Source organism: Idiomarina abyssalis, from assembly GCF_019797805.1.
Lineage (GTDB): Bacteria > Pseudomonadota > Gammaproteobacteria > Enterobacterales > Alteromonadaceae > Idiomarina > Idiomarina abyssalis.
Genome location: NZ_CP081832.1, coordinates 2556218 through 2573664, shown reverse-complemented (window position 1 = coordinate 2573664; position 17447 = coordinate 2556218). Strand labels below are relative to the sequence as shown.

The 17447-nt window shown below is 48.0% G+C and carries 15 protein-coding genes; 10 read left to right on the top strand and 5 right to left on the bottom strand.

What is annotated here, in order from left to right; all coding sequences use genetic code 11:
* The first annotated feature begins 97 nt into the window (after nucleotides 1-97).
* From K5X84_RS12335 to K5X84_RS12325, 3 genes are all read left to right on the top strand, one after another.
* Nucleotides 98-1585 carry a sensor histidine kinase gene (locus K5X84_RS12335; RefSeq protein WP_244994795.1) on the top strand — a complete coding sequence of 496 codons (1488 nt, stop codon included), beginning with the start codon at nucleotides 98-100 and terminating at the stop codon, nucleotides 1583-1585.
* The gene (locus K5X84_RS12330) at nucleotides 1582-2922 is read left to right on the top strand and encodes a sigma-54-dependent transcriptional regulator (protein ID WP_222236042.1); all 1341 of its coding nucleotides are present in this window, start codon (nucleotides 1582-1584) and stop codon (nucleotides 2920-2922) included. Before K5X84_RS12335 ends, K5X84_RS12330 begins: the two co-directional genes overlap by 4 nt.
* Before the next feature lie 63 nt (nucleotides 2923-2985).
* Nucleotides 2986-3672: a type 1 glutamine amidotransferase domain-containing protein gene (locus K5X84_RS12325; RefSeq protein ID WP_054489027.1), complete on the top strand. Its 687-nt coding sequence runs from the start codon at nucleotides 2986-2988 to the stop codon at nucleotides 3670-3672.
* Nucleotides 3673-3678: 6 nt separating this feature from the next.
* On the opposite strand, the gene K5X84_RS12320 is transcribed toward K5X84_RS12325, so the two are convergent.
* Together K5X84_RS12320 and K5X84_RS12315 are read right to left on the bottom strand one after the other, a co-directional pair.
* Nucleotides 3679-5712 carry a TonB-dependent receptor family protein gene (locus K5X84_RS12320; RefSeq protein ID WP_222236041.1) on the bottom strand — a complete coding sequence of 678 codons (2034 nt, stop codon included), beginning with the start codon at nucleotides 5710-5712 and terminating at the stop codon, nucleotides 3679-3681.
* Nucleotides 5713-5714: 2 nt separating this feature from the next.
* Nucleotides 5715-6848: a PQQ-dependent sugar dehydrogenase gene (locus K5X84_RS12315; RefSeq protein WP_222236040.1), complete on the bottom strand. Its 1134-nt coding sequence runs from the start codon at nucleotides 6846-6848 to the stop codon at nucleotides 5715-5717.
* Nucleotides 6849-6978: 130 nt separating this feature from the next.
* Here K5X84_RS12315 and K5X84_RS12310 point away from each other — a divergent pair, with 130 nt between their 5' ends.
* Complete coding sequence (locus tag K5X84_RS12310) at nucleotides 6979-8490, top strand: FMN-binding glutamate synthase family protein (RefSeq protein ID WP_199493891.1); 1512 nt, start codon at nucleotides 6979-6981, stop codon at nucleotides 8488-8490.
* Here the strand turns inward: K5X84_RS12310 and K5X84_RS12305 are convergent.
* On the bottom strand, nucleotides 8487-9401 hold the full coding sequence (locus K5X84_RS12305) for a hydrogen peroxide-inducible genes activator (protein WP_199493890.1): 915 nt from the start codon (nucleotides 9399-9401) through the stop codon (nucleotides 8487-8489). The genes K5X84_RS12310 and K5X84_RS12305 overlap by 4 nt on opposite strands.
* Before the next feature lie 144 nt (nucleotides 9402-9545).
* Between K5X84_RS12305 and K5X84_RS12300 the strand changes: the two genes are divergently transcribed.
* The 6 genes from K5X84_RS12300 (at nucleotide 9546) to K5X84_RS12275 (ending at nucleotide 15203) form a co-directional block, all read left to right on the top strand.
* Nucleotides 9546-10091, top strand: a complete 546-nt coding sequence (locus tag K5X84_RS12300) for a peroxiredoxin (RefSeq protein ID WP_011235799.1) — start codon at nucleotides 9546-9548, stop codon at nucleotides 10089-10091.
* Nucleotides 10092-10175: 84 nt separating this feature from the next.
* A complete protein-coding gene (locus tag K5X84_RS12295) occupies nucleotides 10176-10703 on the top strand; it encodes a carboxymuconolactone decarboxylase family protein (RefSeq protein WP_199493889.1) in 528 nt (175 codons plus the stop codon).
* A gap of 130 nt (nucleotides 10704-10833) precedes the next feature.
* The gene (locus K5X84_RS12290) at nucleotides 10834-12066 is read left to right on the top strand and encodes a Zn-dependent hydrolase (RefSeq protein ID WP_199493888.1); all 1233 of its coding nucleotides are present in this window, start codon (nucleotides 10834-10836) and stop codon (nucleotides 12064-12066) included.
* A gap of 66 nt (nucleotides 12067-12132) precedes the next feature.
* On the top strand, nucleotides 12133-13563 hold the full coding sequence (ccoG, locus tag K5X84_RS12285; protein WP_222236039.1) for a cytochrome c oxidase accessory protein CcoG: 1431 nt from the start codon (nucleotides 12133-12135) through the stop codon (nucleotides 13561-13563).
* Complete coding sequence (locus K5X84_RS12280) at nucleotides 13556-14560, top strand: serine/threonine protein kinase (protein WP_054489045.1); 1005 nt, start codon at nucleotides 13556-13558, stop codon at nucleotides 14558-14560. Before ccoG ends, K5X84_RS12280 begins: the two co-directional genes overlap by 8 nt.
* 25 nt (nucleotides 14561-14585) lie before the next feature.
* A complete protein-coding gene (locus K5X84_RS12275) occupies nucleotides 14586-15203 on the top strand; it encodes a thiol:disulfide interchange protein DsbA/DsbL (RefSeq protein ID WP_054489047.1) in 618 nt (205 codons plus the stop codon).
* A 1-nt stretch (nucleotide 15204) separates the two neighbouring features.
* On the opposite strand, the gene K5X84_RS12270 is transcribed toward K5X84_RS12275, so the two are convergent.
* Both K5X84_RS12270 and K5X84_RS12265 read right to left on the bottom strand, forming a co-directional pair.
* Entirely contained in the window at nucleotides 15205-16440 is a 1236-nt protein-coding gene (locus K5X84_RS12270; protein ID WP_054489049.1) for a mechanosensitive ion channel family protein, read from the bottom strand.
* A 12-nt stretch (nucleotides 16441-16452) separates the two neighbouring features.
* The gene (locus K5X84_RS12265) at nucleotides 16453-17364 is read right to left on the bottom strand and encodes an acyltransferase (protein ID WP_199493884.1); all 912 of its coding nucleotides are present in this window, start codon (nucleotides 17362-17364) and stop codon (nucleotides 16453-16455) included.
* Between the last annotated feature and the right edge of the window lie 83 nt (nucleotides 17365-17447).

Sequence of the window (17447 nt, the reverse complement as noted above, 5' to 3'; positions counted from 1 at the left end):
ACATATTGATTTAATTTGGTTTTTATCTTTTCTCAGTTATCGCCCAGAAAATCAGCCCAAAAATGTGTATCCTTAGTACACAGTCAAAGGAGGCAGTGTGACAAAAAGATACAGTTGGCCACTATCCAGCCTGCAGCGAAGACTTTTAATGTATGTTGTCGTGCCGATGTTATTGATTTCGGGCGTGGCGATAAGTGTTGGACTGCAGGTTGCATCTGACGAAGCCAATGAGCGTTTAAAAAGTGACTTAGAGCTGCTGGGACGGGCCATTAGCTTACCCATAAGCGATGCACTACTTAATAACGACTTAGCAACGGTTCAGGCTAACCTGGATTCAGTCTTCAATATTGGCCGGGTGTACGGGGCATCGGTATACAATGTGTATGGTCAGCAAGTTGCTGAAGCCGGTATCACCGAAACTGACTTGAGCAACAGCCAGCTCGCACTGGAAACTGTTCAGACGGGGGTGAAGCAAGACGACTACCGCCGTGTTGAAGGCCGCGATGTTTTCTCTCAATTTCTTCCTATTGTTGATCGTGGCGGCCGCATTATAGGTTTATTACAAATAAACCGGCGGGCCAGTGACTTCGATGAGTCTTTTGAAACGCTGAGTCAGTATGCCTGGCTGAGCTGGGCTGCATTCGGCCTGATCACTATTGCGGTATTGGTATTTGGGCATTATCGCGGTGTTGGGCGACATGTGGTGGCACTAAAAGACGCAATGCTGCAAGTCGCAAAAGGAAATCGAAGCACTCGAGTGACACCTGCCGGGCCTTCGGAGCTTCAGGATGTTGCCCTGGGGTTTAACCGGATGCTGGATAGCATTACTGAAGCGGAGCAGGAGTTAGAACAGCGACGTGAGCACGAAGCGTCGTTGCAGCGAGCGTTGCGGGAACAGGAAAAAATGGCAGCTATTGGCAGTGTAGCCAGTGGTGTTGCCCATGAGTTAGGAGCGCCGCTTACTGTTATTGATGGACGCGCCAGCCGATTATTACGTAACCATAAAGACGATGACAGCCAGCGACAACTTAAGGCCGTCAGAGGCCAGGTACAAAGGCTTACCGGACTGGTGAATCAATTGCTGGCATTTTCAAGAACGCCGGTGCAGCAAAGAGAAAGCATTTCCCTGCGAAATCTGGTAACAACGGCAATGACTAGCATTGAGTTTGAGCAGGATAAAGGTTCTGCCAGAGTGGTAGTTAAAGAGCTTGTCGATGTCATTCTTAAAGTTGACATAAAGCGACTGGAACTGGCCTTAGTAAACGTACTGCGCAATGGCTTACAGGCTGCTGAATCTGAGGTTGCTGTCGCGGCTGAGTACGCGAATGACGGAGTCGTCATTACCATAGATGATGACGGAGAAGGTTTACCTGATGCAATGAAAGATAAAGCATTACAGCCGTTCGAAACCAATAAGCCACAAGGTAAAGGGACGGGTCTGGGTTTGACCATAGTTAAGCACGTATTGAATGATCATGGTGGTGAATTGTCTTTGACCAATAACCCAAATGGCGGTTGTCGGGTTATTTTGAGTTTACCGGCACAATGCGTTCGGCAAGCGGTTAAAAACGGAGGCAGTAAGTGACAGCAGCAAAAGCCATGATAGGTGTAATTGAGGATGATCCGGCTCTACAGGAACTGCTTGTTGAAGAGCTTGAAGCTGAAGGCTATAAGGTAACTGCCTGGGGCAGTGTTGAAGGCTTTAAAAAAGCCGCTGCAACTCTGGACTTGATCATTAGTGATATTCGCTTGCCGGGTCAGTCCGGGCTGTCACTTTTAGACAGCCTGAAAAATGAAGACAACGCTCCGGCACTGTTATTAATTACGGCTTTTGGCACGGTTGATCAGGCGGTTGATGCGTTAAAGCAGGGCGCGGATGACTTTCTGACCAAGCCTTTAGATGTTGAACATTTATTGCTAAGTGTACAACGTATTCTTGAGCATCGCTCGCTACAACGAGAACTCAAGCGCTACCGTCAGCAGCAAAAAGGACCGGGTGGTTTAGTCGGGCAGAGTCCGTCAATGCGCAAGCTTTATGATCAAATAGAACGTATTGCGCCAGCTGACGGAAGCGTTCTGATCACCGGCGAAAGTGGGACCGGTAAAGAGCTGGTGGCGAAGGCGCTGCATCAGTTAAGTGACCGCGCTGAACAAAGCTTTCAGGCGGTAAACTGCGCCGGCATTCCGGCCGATTTAATGGAAAGTGAATTTTTCGGCCATGCAGCCGGGGCTTTTACCGGCGCGCAGAAAAAACGTCAAGGTTTATTGAAACAGGCAGACGGCGGCACTTTGCTACTGGATGAAATTGGCGAAATGCCAATGGCTTTGCAGGCGAAACTATTACGTGTGTTGCAGGAAGGTACCATCCGCGCGGTAGGCAGCGACGAAGAAGAAACGGTGAATGTCCGCATATTGGCTGCTACCCACCAGGACTTAGAAAAGCAGGTTGAAGACGGGCGCTTCCGGCAGGACTTATTTTATCGGCTGGAAACCTTTAGTCTGCGAGTGCCGCCTTTACGCGAGCGTGGAGAAGACATTGAACGTCTCGCTAACTACTTTTTACAACAGTTGCGGAAGGGCAGCGACAAAGCGGTTCAGAGCATTTCACCGGCTGCGCTCGAACAGCTTTATCGCTATCGCTTTCCTGGTAATGTCCGCGAACTGCAAAATGCGATAGAGCGTGCTTTTACCTTTTCCAGAGACGACAAAATAGCGGTTGAAGATTTACCGCAAAGAATTCTGGAGAGTGCGCATGAACCGGAAGTGGAATATGCCGCAGAGTGGCCAACTCTGGACGAGTATCAAAACCAATATATACGCAAAGTGCTGGTGCACGCAGAGGGTAATAAATCGAAAGCGGCTGAAATTCTTGGGGTAACCCGGCGTACCTTATACCGCTGGCTTGAGCAGCATGGTGAGTGATCAAACTGGCGTTTTACTGCGTAGTCTATAATAAGTTTTTGACTCATTTAACGGGAGTGCTAAGTGAAAGTATTAATGGTATTAACCTCACACGATAAACTCGGTGACACAGACCATAAGACAGGTTTCTGGGTAGAAGAATTTGCGGCCCCGTACTACGTTTTTGCAGACGCGGGCGTGGATGTTACTTTGGCATCGCCAAAAGGTGGTAAGCCACCCATCGATCCAAACAGCACTTCCCCTGACGCTCAAACGGAAGCGACGAAGCGCTTTGATAACGACACAACAGCACAGCAGAAACTCGAGACGACCTGCAAGCTGGATGAAGTTGATCCGGAAAGTTTTGATGCGATTTTCTATCCTGGTGGTCACGGACCTTTATGGGATTTAACGAACGACGAGCATTCAATTAAGCTCATTGAGCACTTCTGGAGTAAAGGTAAGCCGGTTTCCGCTGTTTGCCATGCTCCTGCGGTATTACTGAATGCAAAAACGCCGTGTGGCGACCCTATTGTTCAGGGCCGCACAGTAACGGGCTTTAGTAACAGCGAAGAGGCTGCGGTAGAGCTTACCGATGTGGTCCCTTTCTTACTTGAGGACGAACTGACAGCTAAAGGCGGTCATTACCGCAAAGTTGATGACTGGCAGGCCTATGCCGTTCAGGACGGCATGTTAATTACAGGCCAGAACCCTGCATCATCAGAGCAGACGGCACAGCGCCTGCTCGATGTACTCAGAGCCAGCCTGTAATTTGCCTTAAAAGCGTCGGCGCCAACTGATGCCGACGCTAGCCTGCCTTCCTACTGCAGGCTCAAATGAACGTCCGCTTCCCTGGTTAACAACAACAGCACCGACGTAGTCTTTGTCCGTAATATTGTCGACCCTGGCCCACACGTCCAGCTCGCTTTTTGCCCACTGCCAGTCGCGGCTTATTGCTATATCCCATGTCGTATAAGACGGTGCAAAGGTATCGTTTTGATCATTAACCGGCGTTTCATTTCTATACTGCCCCGCTAACTGAACCAGCCATTGCTCTGCGGGCTGCCAGTTAAGGCGTAAATACCCCTGGCTTTTCGCTACGCCGGGTAATTGATTCCCCTGTAACGGGCCATCATCAAAGCTAGCGTCTATATAGCTGTATGACAGCAGCAAGTTGAGCTGCCGCGTTAGTTCGCCATTAATGCTCAGTTCAGCCCCTTCGCGCGTTGTTTCTGAGGCATTACGGTAGGTAGTACGCCCATCGTTTGACTGGTCTACGAGAATTTCGTCTTCGCTTTCAATACCAAAGAAAGCGAAATGCAGACGCCAGTCGTTATCGAGTTGATGTTTAATACCCCATTCCCACTGATCATTGGTGGATGGACCCAACTCGCGGTTCAGGCCTGAGCCCTGGTTGCGGTACGCCAGTTCAGTTAGTGTCGGGGTTTCAAAGCCCTGCCCGACACTCAGGTAAGTCGCCGAGGTTGGCAGGAATTGCCAGGTAACTGAAACGGCAGCGGTGGTCTCGCTAAAGTCACTGCTACCACTGTCATCGGAGTTATCCAGCTCAGTAAAGTAGTCTTTTACTTCATAATTGATGTCACTGTAACGAACCCCACCAGTTGCAGACCACTCTTCAGACAGCTGCCACTGAAAACGCAAATAAGCTGAAGCATTTTCAATCCAGTTGAATTCGTCGCGACGCAGCTCGCCCTTTTCACCGCTGTTATTCACAAAACCAAAGCGGTGATCCTGTTGGCGTTCTATTTGCGCGCCGAGGGTTGCCGACCAGTTGACTCCGCGCTGGCGCCAACGTGCATGTGCTCCCTCAAACTGGCGGGAAACATCGATAACCGCCCCCGAGCTTGTGTCACCATCACCGGCAAACGGCAGGAACTGCTCAATATCTCGGTCGCCCTGCCACAGTGAGAGTAAGCCCTCGCCATTGTCGCGTTCATGAAACCAGCTAAATGAACCCTGACGATGATGAATGTCTTTGCGGGTATTGAAGTCAACTGCCCGTTGTACTGTCTGGGTGGGGTCATAACGCCAGTCTTGTGGGGTTAATGCGCTGGGGTCCTGCAATAGTGGCGCATCGTTATTATCGTAGCGGATAATAAAGCGATTCTGATCATCCCATTGATGATACCAGCGCACAGCCTGTTGCTGGCGCTCGGCGGAGTTATGCCGGCGCGGACCGTCAGTCTGAAAATCCGACGCCAGAACTTGCAGTTGTTTATTGTCGGTTGCCCACTGTGCATTGACGTTATACCGCTGTGTGTTGTTCTCGCTGAACTGCCCACCCCACTCCAGTGCGGTTTCAGTCGGCTTGCGGCTGAACCATTCAACCACACCGCCACCAGAATTGCCGTACAAGGTAGCTAACGGACCGCGTAAAACTTCCAGCGAATCAATGCTGTCGAGAAAAATACTCGAAGTTTGCGCCTGACCATCGGGCATAGACAAAGGAATACCGTCGACATTAAGTTGCAAACCTCTTACTCCAAACGCGGCTCGTGAGCCGAAGCCGCGAACCACCAGGCGTGTATCCTGTGCGTAGTTATAACGGCTGTCTGCCTGAATTCCTGCAACGCCGGCTAAGGCGTCACCGGCATCAATCTTCATGGAGGGTAAGGTGTTTTCAACGTTAACACGGTCAATACTGGCTGCAGTGGTTAGCCAGGGTGTTTCGCTCTGAGTGGCTGTCACCACGACGGTTTCGTCGACTTCAGTTGAATGAACAACGAAAGAGGCCGCCAATAAAGGCAGCCCCGTGTAAGTGAGTTTTTTTAAAACTGCTGAATATGACATGGTTAATCCGCTGGTTTTATCTGAATAATGGCACCGTCAGACTCATCGGTCAGTAAATATAAGTAACCGTCGGGCCCTTGGTTTATGTCACGAATACGTGCATCAACGGCGTCTTCAAATAAGCGCTCTTCATGCATCATGCGGCCTTCATATAAGTCCAGGCGGGCTACCAGGGAGCTTTTCAGGGCAGCAACAAAGAAGTCGCCTTTCCATTCAGGGAAAGCATCTCCCGTGTAAAAGGTGGCGCCAGCTGTTGCAATAGACGGAACCCAATAATAAAACGGCTGCTCAGTGCCTTCTTTTACGGCGTCCTCGCTGATGGTCCCACCACCGTAGTCAACGCCGTAAGTCACTTCCGGCCAGCCATAGTTTTTACCGGCTTCAGGAATATTCACTTCGTCGCCACCTTGTGGGCCGTGTTCAACCGACCATAACTTTCCGGTTTCAGGATGAATATCAGCGCCCTGCACATTGCGGTGACCGTAGGACCAAATTTCGTCAAGTGCGTTGTCGTCGCCAACAAAGGGGTTGTCTTCCGGTATGCTGCCATCCGGCCAAATACGTACGATTTTACCGTGATGGTTATCCAGCGTTTGTGCATCATCCATACGTGAGTAACGGTCACCTAAGGTAACGTACAAGTGTCCCTCAGGAGAAAAGACTAACCGTGAACCAAAGTGAGCATTGCTCTCATATTTTGGTGCCTGGCGAAAGATAACTTCTTTATCCGTAAATTCTTTGTCATTAAGTTTGGCACGCATAACGGCCGTACTGTTGCCTTTACCCTCGTCCTGGGCCGCTTCGGAGTAGCTAATGTAAACCCAATTGTTTTCTTCAAAATCCGGGTCAACGGTTATATCCAGCATGCCACCCTGACTTTTAGCAACGACTTCCGGGGTGCCGCTGATTTTTTCGCGGTAGCTACCATTAGCTGATACCCAGTAGATATCTCCGGTTCGTTCTGTTACTAAAATGCTTTTATCCGGAAGAAATGTCATGCCCCAGGGGTTGGTGAAGCCGTCAGCAAGTGTGCTGACACTGACTTTATGACGTTCCGTTTCGACATCTTCAGCGGTTGCAGCAGTACTGAAAGAAGCCGCTAGTATTGCGGTTAAAACAACTTTTGGATTGAACATCGGTCTCTCCTTCTTATTGAATTACCTTCAGTATACGTCATTCATCGGAATTTTGATGACACTGTGCTTGATCTGTTCGTCGCTTTGGCCGTTAATACTGTTATCAATTGTAAAAAGGTATTGGAACTTCATGAGCAGCAAGGTGTTTAGTACCGACTCGTTACTGATTTTAGCGCAGTGGTTAGCCGCTGCTTTTGTTCTGGTTATTATTGGGTTAGTCGTTTCTGTTGGCATCATGTACGTTGTTGACAGGACGCAGAACCGACACACCATAAGACATAACTACCCTGTTATTGGCCGCTTTCGCTACATGTTTGAGCGTATGGGTGAGTTTATGCGTCAGTATTTCTTTGCTATGGATCGTGAGGAAATGCCATTTAACCGGGCGCAGCGCAGCTGGGTGTACCGGGCTGCCAAGAACGCTGATCGTAACGTTGCCTTTGGTTCAACACGTGACTTAAGTCGTACCGGAACTATTATTTTCAGCAACGCTCCCTACCCGCCTATGGCTGAGCAGGCAACATCGCCAGAACCCATTACCATTGGTCCTTACTGCGAGACGCCTTATTCTCCGGTGTCGTACTTTCATATTTCAGGAATGAGTTACGGTGCGTTGTCGCCGGTTGCGGTTAAGTCATTGTCGCAGGGGGCTGCAAAAGCCGGCTGTTGGTTGAATACGGGTGAAGGTGGCTTGTCGCCTTATCATTTAATGGGGCATTGCGACATTGTGTTTCAAATGGGAACTGCGAAGTTTGGTGTTCGCGATAAAGAAGGTCGACTCGACGAGGACCGTCTGGCAGAACTCGGTCGTCACGATAATGTGAAAATGTTTGAAATTAAACTGAGCCAGGGTGCTAAACCAGGTAAAGGCGGCATCCTCCCGGGTGTTAAAGTTAACAGTGAAATAGCCAGAATTCGGGGAATTGTTGAAGGCGAAGACGCAATCAGCCCAAACCGTCATCCGGAAATAAGCAATAATGAAGAGTTACTCGATTTTATCGAAAAGGTTCGTAATATTACCGGCAAGCCAACGGGTTTTAAATTTGTGATGGGCGACCCTTCATGGATCGACGAACTGATAGATTGCATTTTAACTCGCGGCGAAGAAGCCGCACCTGACTTTATCACTCTGGATAGCGCCGATGGCGGAACCGGAGCGGCACCCCAGCCGCTAATGGACTACGTTGGTTTAAGAGTCACGGAAAGCTTGCCGATACTCATCGATAAACTGACAGAAGCGGGCTTGCACGAGCGTGTCCGAGTGGTAGTTTCCGGCAAAATGATTACACCGGCTGATGTGGCCTGGGCTATTGCTATCGGTGCCGATTTCGTGACCTCGGCCCGGGGTTTTATGTTTTCATTAGGCTGTATTCAGGCTATGCAGTGCAACAAAAATACTTGTCCAACTGGCGTAACAACGGATGATCCTAAGCTGATGAGGGGGCTGGATCCTGAGAATAAGTCGGTACGTGCGGCTAACTATCACAAATATATGGAGTATGGCGTCAATATCATTGCGCACTCCTGCGGTGTAACCGATCCACGCCGGTTAAACCGCCGCCATGCCCGGGTTATTAAGCCCGATGGTGAGAGCATCAGCCTGGCGGAACGTTATCCGTTACCACCGGCCAGACGTCGTTAGTTGAGTGTATTGACCGGCAACAGGCGCGCAATTTCTTCCGCGATTTTGCGGAAGGTTTGCCGACGACTGGTGGTCGGACGGTATACCAGGCCGATATCACGAGAAGCTTCCTGACCGGTTGGCTTTAATGAAACCAAATCGGTGTTTTCTAAAATTCCCCGGTCAATGGCCATTTGCGGAACAAAGGTAGCACCTAAGCGGGCGTCTGCCATTTGCACCAGGCTGTGTAGGCTAGTCGCCGTAAAAGGATTCATTTTAATGGAATCGGTAAGCTGACAGGCCGCGACGGCGTGACCGGTCATGCAGTGCTCTTTTTCCAGCAGAAAAATACTGCGATCAGGCAGTTTGTCGTAGTCAACCGGTTCCCCGACTGTTTCCGCCAGCTCCTTATGCACCACCAGTTTGAAAGGGTCACGACCCAGTATCCATTTTTGGTTGCCCTGAATGTCCATCGGCAGGGCCAGTAAGAGAATATCCAGTTCGCCGTTACGCAGCCGGTGCAGTAAATTTTGTGTGGTATCTTCAGAAAGTTGCAGCAGTAGCTTAGGGAACTTGTCTTGTAAATTTTTACTCAGTTCGCCAATAACAAAGGGGGCTATGGTAGGAATAATGCCGAGTCTTAACGGGCCTTCCATAATATTGCCCTGCCCTTGCGCATAATGCAGTAACTCTTCCGACGCGCTAATGATGTCCCGTGCTTTTTCCACAACTTCTTCGCCTAAGGCGGTAAAGAGAAAGGACTTATGGTCACGCTCAATAAGCTGGCAGTCCAGTTGCTCTTCCAGGTTTTGAATGCCACTGCTTAACGTCGACTGGCTAACATTGCACTCGGCCGCCGCGCGGTTAAAGTTTTGCTCCTGGTGCAGCGCCAGCAGGTAACTTAGGTTTTTCAGACTTGGTAATTTACTCATGGGATACCCGTCGCGTTTTTAATTGGTATTTCCGATTATCATAATCCGTTTTATTCGTTTTATCCAATCTGTCTCCGTCCGTACACTAGCTCTCGACTCGTTAAGGAACGAATACACTTTAAATCCCAATCACGGAGACAATTTATGTTAACAGTAGGCGATAAACTACCAGAATTCAGCGTCATTGCGGCAAAACCTAAGTTCAACATGCCGGAAGAGAATGGCGAAAGCGCTTTTGAAACTATCGACAACAACAGCTTTGAAGGTAAGTGGAAAATCATTTTCTTCTACCCAAAAGACTTCACTTTTGTTTGCCCAACTGAAATTGTTGAGTTCGCAAAACTGAATGAAGACTTCGCTGACCGCGACGCCGTTGTTATGGGCGGTAGCACGGATAATGAATTTGTAAAACTGGCATGGCGCCGTGAGCACCCTGACCTTGACCGCCTGAACCAGTATTCTTTTGCTGATGATGGCTCATTGGTTGATGGCCTGGGCGTTCGTGACAAAGCTGAGAATGTTGCTTTGCGTGCGACCTTCATTGTTGACCCGCACAACGTTATCCAGCACGTATCGGTGAACAACCTGAACGTGGGTCGTAACCCAGCAGAAATCGTGCGTATTTTAGACGGTTTACAGACCGATGAACTCTGCCCTTGTAACCGTGCACTGGGCGGCGACACCCTTTAATCGGTGTTAATTCCCAAACCTAAGCGCTGATGGCATTGCCATCGGTGCTCGCTAGGCACTTTTACAGTATTTCAGGAGTTAAGCATGGCAATTGCAGACTACAAACAATTATTGGGTGATCACAGTAAAGACACCAAATTAAACCTGTCGAGCTTGTTCTCAAACGTTGAGCAGTCAGGTTTAACAAATGACCAGTTCTACGGCACAGCACTTTCGCTGGTTTACACCTTGTCGAACGACGAGCTGACTCAGGCTGTGGAAGAAGAAGCCGAAGGAAAAATTGAAGAAAACGTTAAGACGGCGGCAAAAACAGCAGCGTCATTAATGGCAATGAATAACGTTTATTATCGCTTCCTGCATTTATCGAGCGATAAACAGTTTTCTAAGCTTCCTGCGGGGCTCCGCATGAACGCAATGGCGAACCCGGGTGTGGATAAAGCCGACTTTGAGTTGTTCTCACTGGCGGTATCGGCACTGAATGGTTGTGGTATGTGTATTGATTCGCACGTACAAACCTTGCTGAAGCACGACGTTTCAGCACAAGCAATCCAATCGTCAATTAAGTTGGCGGCGGTACTTAATGCAGCCTTAACTGCACGCAAACTGTCGTAAACCCTCTAGGGGCTCCCCTTTGCCCCGTGCAACCTTTGCCCGTACCTTTTGGTGCGGGCTTTTTTATGGGTGCCTTTTTGTTGCTCCGTAGTTTATGTCCTACGCTTAAAACAGAAGCTAAGGAGGTACTATGCTGAGTATTAATTCAGACCGCTTAAAAAAATCCGTGCTTGAACTGTCCAACATTGGTTATAACGAGACCGATCATGGCGTCTACCGTTGGGGTTTTACTGATGCCGATATGGAGGCGCGCCAATGGATGATGAACCAGGCAAAAGCCGAAGGTTTTGAAACCTTTATGGATGGTGCCGGTAATGTGTTCTTCGGTATAGGGGATTATTGTAAGAAGCCCGCCGTTCTTACCGGTTCGCATTTAGATACGGTTCCGGCCGGCGGTATTTTTGACGGCGCACTGGGCGTGTTGGCCGGATTCGAAGTTTTGCGCTCGATCAAAGAAAATGACATTAAATTGAAGCATCCTGTATGGGTGGTCGGCACTGCCGAAGAAGAAGGACGCTTTGGAGGCATGATGGGGTCACAGGCTATTGCCGGTGTATTAAACCCTGACTGGCTTATGTCCGCTCATGATGCTGACAATGTGTACCTAAAAGACGCCATGGCCGCTCATGGAATGAATGTGATGGATGCTCTGGACGCCGCATGGCCACCGGAGCGCCTGAAAGCCTTTTACGAGTTACACATTGAGCAAGGGCCGGTACTTTTTCAAAAAGAAATTACCATTGGTGCTGTGGAGGGCATATCCGGTGTTTTCAAATGGATAGTGCACTTAAAAGGTAAAGCTGACCACGCTGGTACAGCACCAATGAACATGCGCAGCGACGCCTTCATGGGGTTGGCTGACTTTGCTCATGAAATTGAGCGCATTATTGCAGAAGACGGTACGGACAAGACGCGCATTACTGTGGGTAAAGTGGATTTAAAGCCGGGCAGCCCGCATACCGTACCCGGAGAAGCCGTATTTACTATTGTCGGTCGTGATATGAGCCCGGATGTGATGAAAGAGCTCGCGGATTCTTGTAATAAGGCGTTGTCAGCCATTGCCCGTAAACACCGCTTAAAATTTGAGTATGAACAGGTAAGCTGGCTGAATCCTCAGGCATGTTCAGAAAAATTGACAAAGCAGATAGAAGAGAAGGCAAAAGCAAGAAAGTATTCGTGCCTGAAAATGCCCAGTGGGGCTGGTCACGATGCACAGTTTTTTACTGAAATTACAGAGTCAGGTCTTATTTTCATTCCGTCTGTAAACGGTGTCAGTCACGCGCCCGATGAGTGGTCGCACTGGCATGATGTGGAAGCTGGTTGTAACATACTTTTTGATTGTATTATTGATTCAGCTCAGTGAGCTGCGCAAACAGTTAGGATCCGTTATACTGTGCGCACCTCGCCGTGATACTAAGTGGTATTGTTCATGGAACAAAAGATAACGGTTCAGTCCGCCGATAAAGTTAAAATTCAACGTCCGGACGGGCAAAAGCACAACAATAACTATTCCCCTCGTAGCCGCATTTATGTGCGCGACATTAAAGGTGCGATGGAGTACTTCCGCCGTGGCTTTGGCTTCCTGCTACTGGCCGTTTTTGCCATTATTCCCTGGCTCACCTACCAGGGCGAACAGGCGGTTCTGCTCGACATTATGGAGCAGCGCTTTCGTATTTATGGTTTAACGCTTTGGCCACAGGACTTTACCGTTGTTGCCTGGTTCGCCATTGTGGCGGCCGTTGCGCTGTTTTTTGTGACCACTATATTTGGACGTGTTTGGTGTGGCTTTATGTGCCCTCAAACAACCTGGACCTTCATATTTATGTGGTTTGAGAAAAAGTTTGAAGGCCCCCGCAATAAGCGTATTAAGCTGGATGAGCGCAAAATGGACTTTGATAAGTTCTGGCGTAAAGCCGGTAAACAAACTGGCTGGATTCTGGTGGCTCTATTAACATCCATGACCTTTGTCGGTTACTTTACCGATATACGCGAACTCTTCCTCAATTTCTTTACTCTGGATGCTGGCTTCTGGGCAACATTCAGCGTTCTGTTCTTTACTTTCTGCACTTATGGCAACGCCGGGTACATGCGCGAGATTATGTGCACGCACATGTGTCCTTACGCCCGCTTCCAGTCAGCTATGTTTGATAAAGACACCTACACCGTGTCGTATGATGCAGAACGCGGAGAGCCGCGTGGTCCTCGGTCACGTAAAGCCGACCCGGCGGAGAAAGGCTTAGGACACTGCATCGACTGTTATATGTGCGTTCAGGTTTGCCCGACAGGGATTGATATTCGAAATGGGCTGCAATACGAGTGCATTGACTGCGGTGCCTGTATTGATGCCTGTAATGACGTTATGGATAAAATGAACTATCCGAAAGGGCTTATCCGCTTTACCACAGAGCGTAACCTGGCGGCTAAAGACAAAAAGCAGAAGACCAATCCGTGGCGAATGAAAAGTATTGGCTACTTTATTATGGTCCTGGCGGTGAGCGCGGTATTGGTCTGGGATATTGCCAGCCGAGTCCCACTGGAAGTTGATGTATTGCGAGACAGGAACCAGCTTTTCAGAGAAAATATTGAAGGCCAGATTGAAAACGTCTTCACCTTAAAGCTGGTTAATAAATCTCAGCAGGACATGACTTACCGCATAGAGGTCAAAGGTTTTGAACAGTTCGAACTGATTGGTGACTCCACTAAACAGGTTTCGGCCGGTGAGGTTGGCACATTGCCGGTAACGGTAGAGGTTCCACCCTCTTTATTGAAAGAACAGGTCACAGAGTTTTACTTCGTGGTAACAGCGGTTGATAATGCGGATATAACTAATACGCATCAGAGCCGCTTTTTATATGAGTAATCTTACAGAGAACGCGTCTGACTTTGCTTTTCAGGGGCTGACGCCGGATCTTGTTGTTAATGCGTTAGAAAGTGTCGGTTTGTATCCTGCTTCGGGCTTGCTGGCGCTGAATAGCTATGAAAACCGGGTCTATCAGTTTGCTGATGATGATCGCAAACGCTATGTGGCAAAGTTCTATAGACCTCAGCGCTGGCGCACTGAGCAAATAGAAGAAGAGCTGGCGTTTGTCGAGGAGCTGGCGCAAGCAGAGGTTCCGGCCGTATCCGCTTTACTACTGCAGAATAAGCGCCTGCATGAGTTCGAAGGCTATCGCTTTTGTGTTTACTCAAGCATTGGAGGGCGGGCATTTGAGCCTAATGACCTGGATGAGCTTGAACGCCTGGGGCGTCAAATTGGACGCATGCATGCAGTGGCTCAGGCGGGCAAGTTTAAAGTGCGGGAAACTATCGACTATGAAGGTTTTGTGGAGCAGTCCGTGGCGGAGTTACGGCAATCCGCTTTATTACCCGCAGAGCTAAAAGACGCCTTTTTTGCCATTCTTGATCCCTTAAGTGAGCGCTTACGTTCTACACCTCTGCAAGACTTTGATTATCAGCGTCTGCATGGCGACTGCCATATTGGTAATATTCTGCAGTATGAGGAAAAACTGACCTTTGTCGATTTTGACGATTGTCGCTCAGGACCTGCGGTCCAGGACTTATGGATGATGCTTAATGGCCCGCATCAGGAGCAGACTCTGCAGATGGATGCGCTGCTTACTGGTTATGAAGATTTTTGCGAATTTGATACCGCGCAGTTGATATTAATTGAACCTTTGCGCAGTTTCAGAATCATTCAATATATGGCATGGTTATCGCGCAGGTGGCAAGATAGTGCTTTTCAGAGAGCGTTCCCCTGGTTTGCAGAAAGCCGTTATTGGGAACAGCAGATTCTGGCATTGAAAGAACAATTAGCGGGGCTGGACGAAGCGCCGCTGAACCTTGGTTTTAACGGATAGTCTTAACAGATAACAGGAAATGACAATGAAAAAGTGGTTAATGGGTTTTGCCGGAGCATTAATGGTAGCAGCAGGTTTTGCTCAGGCTCAGGATTTTGAGGAAGGTGTTCACTATGAGGTGATAGCCGATGAAGCTACCAGTAAACCGGAAATTACCGAGTTCTTTTCTTTTTACTGTGTTCATTGCTACCGGTTTGAACCCATAGCAAAAGAAATGAAGTCTGAATACCCGGAAGCTTTTAAAAAGGCGCATGTGTCGTTCATCAGCCCACGGGGCAATGTGGGTGAAACTATGACTCAGGCTTTTGTGGTTGCACAAAAGCTGGATAAAGAAGAAGAACTGTCCGCTGCTATATTTGACTATAACTTCAATAAAAACAATATGCTGACCAGTAAACAAGACATTCGTAATGTTTTTGTGGTCAATGGTGTTTCTGGTGACGAATTTGATAAAGCCATAGCGAGTTTTAGTGTTCGTGCTGCAGCGGCTAAAATGGACCGCCGCGCCAGTAACTTAGGGGTTAACGCAACACCGACCTTTATCGTCAATGGTAAGTATCAAATGCTGCCACAGGGTTTCCGTGACAGCGACAACTTCCTTGAAGATTTTTCTAACCTGGCCGGTTATCTGCTGGAAAAATAATTCAGGACTCCGGTTTGTACTGACAATAAGCGCCTTCTCCATTCTGGGAGAAGGCCTGATTATTGTTTAAAAACTGATAGTTCTTCAGTCCAAAGTCCGGCATAACACTGTACAAGTATTCCACAATAGAACTTTGTACTGCCTCGTATTTCATCCAGTCGATTTGCTTACAAAAAGCATAGATTTCTAAAGGGATACCGGCAGCTGTCGGCTGCATTAATCGAGCCATGAGCGTGAGATCTTCTCGGACTTGTTTATGGTTTCTAAGATAATTATCAGTAAAAACTCTAAAGACGGTTAAATTACTGACCGGCTTTTCCAGTTCATTAGCCTCTAGCCAGTCTTCTGCGGACTGTTTGAAGTGCTTTTTAGCCAACTCATCCAGTTGCTCGTCGGAAAGAATTTTGGAACTGTCGAGGTCAATCATCAGTGATCGGCGCATGCGACGACCTCCGGTATTAACCATTCCCTGCCAGTTTTTAAAGGATTCGTGAATCAAAACATAAGTCGGTAAATAAACAATGGTTTTATCCCAGTTTTCGACTTTTACTGAAATAAGCCCAACTTCTTGCACTGTGCCATCAACACCGTGGTCAGTCAGCTCTATCCAGTCCCCTATGGCAACCATGCGGTTAGTCGCCAATTGTACTCCGGCAACAAAGCCCATTAAGGTATCTCTGAAAACCACCATCAAAATAGCGGTCATTGCACCGAAGCCACTTAGTAGGTACATGGGCGACTTGTTCATAATAATGGCAATGGTAATAATGATAGCCATCAGCACCAAAACGAGCTTGGCCACCTGTATAACCCCCGTAATTGGGACTTCTCTTGCTTTATAGGTGTAGTCATAGGCAATTGAAATAACGTTAGCTAAGGCGGTAAGAATACTGGTGATAACCCAGGTGAGGTAAACCCCTACAACGGTACGTAGCGGCGACTGCCAGCTTTCGAAGTCATCAATAAACAGAATAGGTATAAAGCTGTGTATTACGACAATAGGAGCCAGGTTTGCACAGCGCTTGAAAAAGCCACTGTTAACTAAAGCTTTATACCAACGCTCAGGTGCTTTGCTGAGTAACCGATCAATGGCGTGATCAATAATCCAACGGGCTAAGGCATAAGCAATGTAACAACCTATTAAAACGAGTAATGAGCTGATAACAAGACTCAGCTCTTGTAGGTTACTGTCAATTCCGAATTTTTGAAGCCACTCTTTTATAAACTCAAAGTCCATTATAAAACTCCCTTAGCGGGTGCTGTGAATTTCCTTACGCATTTCGTCAATGGTTTGGTCTTTTTGCTGCCAACGTTTATTCAGCCACTGTTGAAAGTGAGCCCTAAAAGCTTCGTCACTGGCGTAATCACCAATTAAGTCTTTAGTAATAGGCAATGTCTGTATATCAACATAGACGTTTTTCAGCTGTCCGCTTAATAGATGCCAGACTACCGGGCGCTTATCGTTCCCCGGATAAACAATGGTAATGTCCAGAATGGCTTCAAACTGACCGCCCATAATTTGCAGTGAGAAGGCGGTACCACCTGCTTTGGGAGGGAGCAAATTACGAAAAGGGCTTTGTTTTTTCTTGTGCTTTTCCGGAGTAAATCGTGTGCCTTCGCAGAAATTCACCACTGTTGTGGGAATGTGACGGAACTTAGCACAGGAACGCGTGGTTGTTGCGATGTCTTTGCCTTTTAAATGGGGCTTTTTCTTTAGCAACTCTTTTGAATAGCGCTTCATAAAGGGCATATCGAGTACCCAGCAGCCCCAGCCAATAATAGGTACCCACATAAGCTGTGACTTTAGGAAAAAGCGTGGCATTGGCATATGGCGGCGGGTCAGGTGCATTAATACCAGTACATCGACCCAGCTGCGGTGGTTTGCCATAACCATATACCAACCCTTTTCATGGAGTTCCAGGTCACCTTTAATGTGCCAGTCCATGCGTTGGGTCAGCTGAAACATCATCGACATACAGTATGCCCAGACTCTGAATAAGCCGTTTCCTAGCTGCGAACAAATGCGTTGAGGGGTTTTAAATGGCAGTAACACTTTAAAAACACCAATACCAATAATTGAAACACCAATAATAGCGGTGGTGATTAATCCCCATAAAAAGTTAATAACCACTCTGAAGGGAATAAGTATTGATGTCAGCATATCGCCCAGCCCTAACCATAAACAATGAGCAAATGATAACTGAAGCCAGGAATGATGTCTGTTGCTAACCAGTAAAAATTAAT

What these genes read in the sequence shown, in the direction of transcription:
- K5X84_RS12320 (WP_222236041.1), bottom strand. Translation starts at nt 5,712, where the DNA reads ATGTCATATTCAGCAGTTTTAAAAAAACTCACTTACACGGGGCTGCCT.
- K5X84_RS12315 (WP_222236040.1), bottom strand. Translation starts at nt 6,848, where the DNA reads ATGTTCAATCCAAAAGTTGTTTTAACCGCAATACTAGCGGCTTCTTTC.
- K5X84_RS12310 (WP_199493891.1), top strand. Translation starts at nt 6,979, where the DNA reads ATGAGCAGCAAGGTGTTTAGTACCGACTCGTTACTGATTTTAGCGCAG.
- K5X84_RS12305 (WP_199493890.1), bottom strand. Translation starts at nt 9,401, where the DNA reads ATGAGTAAATTACCAAGTCTGAAAAACCTAAGTTACCTGCTGGCGCTG.
- K5X84_RS12300 (WP_011235799.1), top strand. Translation starts at nt 9,546, where the DNA reads ATGTTAACAGTAGGCGATAAACTACCAGAATTCAGCGTCATTGCGGCA.
- K5X84_RS12295 (WP_199493889.1), top strand. Translation starts at nt 10,176, where the DNA reads ATGGCAATTGCAGACTACAAACAATTATTGGGTGATCACAGTAAAGAC.
- K5X84_RS12290 (WP_199493888.1), top strand. Translation starts at nt 10,834, where the DNA reads ATGCTGAGTATTAATTCAGACCGCTTAAAAAAATCCGTGCTTGAACTG.
- ccoG (WP_222236039.1), top strand. Translation starts at nt 12,133, where the DNA reads ATGGAACAAAAGATAACGGTTCAGTCCGCCGATAAAGTTAAAATTCAA.
- K5X84_RS12280 (WP_054489045.1), top strand. Translation starts at nt 13,556, where the DNA reads ATGAGTAATCTTACAGAGAACGCGTCTGACTTTGCTTTTCAGGGGCTG.
- K5X84_RS12275 (WP_054489047.1), top strand. Translation starts at nt 14,586, where the DNA reads ATGAAAAAGTGGTTAATGGGTTTTGCCGGAGCATTAATGGTAGCAGCA.
- K5X84_RS12270 (WP_054489049.1), bottom strand. Translation starts at nt 16,440, where the DNA reads ATGGACTTTGAGTTTATAAAAGAGTGGCTTCAAAAATTCGGAATTGAC.
- K5X84_RS12265 (WP_199493884.1), bottom strand. Translation starts at nt 17,364, where the DNA reads ATGCTGACATCAATACTTATTCCCTTCAGAGTGGTTATTAACTTTTTA.